The 4,026-nt window shown below is 75.6% G+C and carries 1 pseudogene; it reads right to left on the bottom strand.

What is annotated here, in order from left to right:
- Positions 1 to 3,248, bottom strand: a pseudogene (locus tag AB0J02_RS03015) (hypothetical protein); the annotation flags it as partial.
- Positions 3,249 to 4,026 lie beyond the last annotated feature (778 nt).

The raw sequence follows: 4,026 nt of genomic DNA, 5'->3' as shown, positions 1-4,026 counted from the left end.
GTGACCACCGGAGTCGGAGCGGAAGCCGGCACCACCGGGGCCGGGTCGGGAGTCGGCACCACCGAGGCCGGGTCGGGAGTCGGCACCACCGGGTCGGAGACCACCGGAGTCGGAGCGGAAGCCGGCACCGCCGGGGTCGGGTCGGGGGCCGGCGTGGCCGCGTCGGAGTTCGCCGCGGCAGGGGCGGGGGTTGGCGCCGCCGGATCGGAAACCGCCGCGACCGGGGCAGGAGCCGGCACCACCGGGATCGGGTCGAGGGTTGCCGCCGCCGAGTCGGAGACCACCGGAGCCGGACCGGGAGCCGACACCACCGGGGCCGGCTCGGAAGTCGGCACCACCGGATCGGAGACCACCGGACTCGGACCGGAAACCGGCACCACCGGGGCCAGGTCGGGAGTCGGCACCGCCGGATCGGAGACCACCGGGATCGGGGCGGGAGTCGGCGTCGTCGGGGTCGAGTCCGACGGGATCGGGGCGGGGGTTGTCGGTTCCGGGGTGGGGGTGGGGATCAGGGCGTCGTAGTGGTCGACGCCGTTGTAGGCCAGGTGCAGGGTTCCCGTCCCAGCGCCCGGGTGGAGAGCGGTGACGTACGTGCTCCCCGGCGCGTGGCTGTCGGGCTGGACGAGTCGCAGGTCGAGGTCGAGGGTGTGCGCCAGGGCCTGCGGGAGCAGGTCGGCGAAGGGGGAGGACCACAGGCCGGAATGTTCGGCGGCCGCGGCGAGCAGCCCCTCGGTGCCGAGCCGTCGCGCGTCGGCCGGGGTGGGCGCCACCTCGGCGAGCTGGGGGTAGCCGCTGTCCTTCAGGATGCGCCGCCACCGCGCGGCGTCGCCGTCGGTAACGACCTCCTGCGCGATGCGGTTCCAGTTGCGGGTGATGTCGCGCTGCCCGTCCGGGTCGCGCACCCCGGCGAGGGCGGTCATCCGCAGATCGTCCACCACGGCGAGGACCGGGTCCGGGGTGGCCTCCGCCGCGGCGGTGGCCAGCTCGGAGCCGGTGATCCTGTCACGCAGCAGGGCACGCAGGCCGTCGACGTTCCGCTCGGCCCACGCGGGCCGTACGTTCTGGCCGCGCGCGCTGTCGAGCACCGCCTGGAAGAAGCAGTTGCCGTCGCCGGGGGTGGTCAGGCGCGTCCACGCCCTGCCGTCCGCGTGCACGGTCACGGTGTCCGTCGTCGCCGCGGGACTGCTGGACAGGGTGAGACTCTCCGGGCGGGCAGCCGGCGCAGGCGCCAAATCCGGCCTGCGGCTGGCCAGTTCGGCGGTGTCCGCGGGACTGAGCGCCAGGTCGGACAGTTTCAGCGGGGTACTGGAGAGCGACCAGGTGACCCGTGCGGACGGCGCGTACGCGAGACCACGCACGTCCTCCTGCGAGATCAGGGCGGTCGGCGGGAGCGCGGGCGGCGGCGGGGGCAGCAGGGCGTCCAGCGTGGTGTCGGGGCCGCCGGTGGCACGCAACTCGGCCGCGGCGCGCAGGAATTCGGTGTACTCGGCTACGGAGGGTTCGGTCACGGGGCCGGTGGGGGGCGTCACGCCGCTCCGGTCGCCGACCATCCGGCGCAGCAGGTCCGGGGTCATCCGGCCGTCGCCGTAACGGGTCGCGGTGTCCGGGCTGTGCCAGCGCAGGCCGTCGACGTACGCGAGACCTGCCAGCAGGTCCCGGTTCTCCGGGCGCTGTTCGGCGTCCGGGCCGAGCACGTCGCGCAGTGTGCGGATCTGCTGGAGGGTGCGGGCTCGGGCGAAGGGGTCGGCCGGTCCCGGGCCCGTGTGCAGTCCGGCGTCGCGTGCCACGCGGTCCAGGTCGGCGCCGCTCGGCTCGGGGGTGAACAGCCGCCACCGGCCCGGCCCGTCCGGGCCCTCGGTGAGCACGGCGCGGACGATGCCGTCGCTGTCCCTCCCGGTGCCGGCCTCGGTGGTCGGCGCGTAGACCTGCCGTCCGGTCCGGTTCGCCACGTGCTGGGCCACGGGCAGCCCCGCCACCAGCGGCTGCCGCCCGGTCTCGCACGAGAAGAGGACCAGCGGCCGGTCCTGGTCGCCGTCCCGTGCCCAGGACTTGAGCACCTCGCCGAGCTGTACGCCGCTGAACACGGCGGTGGGACGCGCCGCGTCGTCGGTCCCGAGTGTGACGGTACGGGGTGTGCCGTGTCCCGCGAAGTAGTCGGCGCCCCGCGTGGTGTCGGAGCCGGGGAGGGGGGTCGGCGGGCCGGTGAACACGGTGCGGGCGGTGGGCGTGTCCTGGACCGTCTCCGGGGCAGCGGGCGGTGCCGTCTGTGGTGCTGTCTGTGGTGCTTCCGGGGCGGGCGTGGTCGTTCGTACTCCGCGGAAGGTGTTCTGGCCGAGTAGTTCGCGACGTCCCGCGGCGTGTGCCGTGCCGTCCTCGGCAGGGCTCTGAGAGATGGTCAACGTCTGTACGGCACGGCCTGGTTGGGGCACCGTGACCGCGTCCGAGATCCAGCGCCGCAGCTGTGCGACGGGCACCGTGTGGCCGTCCAGGGTGGTGACGACCGGCTCGCCTTCGGGTCCCCGGTCGTCGCTGGTGGCACCGGCCCGCTCCACGGGCCGTACGACGATCCGTCCCGGTGCCGGTGGGACGACATCGGGCGACACCGCGGGGTGGTCCGGCACGGCGGGTGGGGGCGGCGGGGTGCCGCCGTCCCCGGGGGCGCGTCCGCCCGCGCCGACGCCGGAGCCGTGACCGTGGCCATGACCCGACTCCAGGTGCAGGTCGGTGACCGACTCCGCCTCCGGGCGAGACGGGGCAGAGGGTCCTGTCCCGGAGTTCTCGGTGCCGGCCGGGCGATCTGGGCCAGTGCCGAACGGGTCGCCGCTCTCGGTCCGCACGGTGTGCGGGGTGGCGGGTGCGGGGTCCGGGGCGAGATCCGTACCGAGTGCGTCGGCGAGCGGCAGCAGCACGTCGGCGCCGTGGAACATGGTGTCCGACGTGCTCATGGTGTTCGGGATGTTCGCCGTGCCGGTGGTGCCGTCCGGTGTTGTCGTGGACGGCGGGCCGGTGAGGGGGCGGACCTGGACGGGGCCGCCCGGTCCCATGCGGGTCAACTCGACGGCGGCGCGCACCGGGGGCCCCGTCCCGTCCGACGCGACCGGCGGCCCGAGCACCACGGCCCGGTCGGTCCCGGCCCGGTCCAGCAACGCGGTCGCCTCCGGCGTCCCCTCCCCCGGCGGCGGCACCTCCGAGACCACGACCGTCAGGGGCTGCGCGGGGTTCTGGTCGGGGCCTGGACCGGTCAGCACATCACCGGTCGGGACGGAGCCGGTCCCGGGGGCCCCCGAACTAACCTCTGTTGCGGCCGAGTTGACGCCGCCCGGCGACGGCGCGGCGTGCGTCGCCCCATCCGCCGCGACCCCGTCTCCGTCCCCCCGAACCGTGCGGTCAGGGGCTCCGCCGCTTTGCTGCGACGGCGTGGCGGAGGAGGCCGAGGTGTTCCCCGATCCGGAGACACCGCCGGGGCTGGCGGTGGCCCCGGGACCGGCCGATGTACCGGGCCCGGCCGAGGCCCCGGGACCCGCCGAGGTGCCCGGCCCCGCCGACGCACCGGGCCCCGACGGAGCTCCTGGACCGGCCGAGGTACCGGGAGCGGCGAAGGCCCCAGGGCCCGCCGACGTACCGGGTCCAGCCGACGTACCGGGTCCAGCCGACGTACCGGGACCCGCCGACGTACCGGGACCGGCGAAGGCCCCAGGGCCGGCCGAGGTTCCCGATCCCGCCGAGGTACCTGGTCCGGCCGAGGCCCCCGGCTCCGCCGACGCCTCGGGGCTGTCCGTAGTCCCGGGGCCCTCCGAACTCCAAGTCCCCGCCGAGGCATCGGGTCCGGCCGAAGTACCGGGTCCCGCCGAAGCACCGGAGCTGTCCGACGCACCAGGGCCATCCGAAGTCCCCGGACCACCCGAAACCCCGAGCCCTGCCGAAGCATCGGGTCCGACCGAAATGCCGGGCCCCGCCGATGCATCGGGTCCCGCCGAAGTACCAGGCCCCGCCAAGGCACCGGAGCTGTCCGACGCACCAGGGCCT

The organism is Streptomyces sp. NPDC050264, assembly GCF_040655895.1.
Lineage (GTDB): Bacteria > Actinomycetota > Actinomycetes > Streptomycetales > Streptomycetaceae > Streptomyces.
This window is presented reverse-complemented; position numbering and strand designations above follow the sequence as displayed.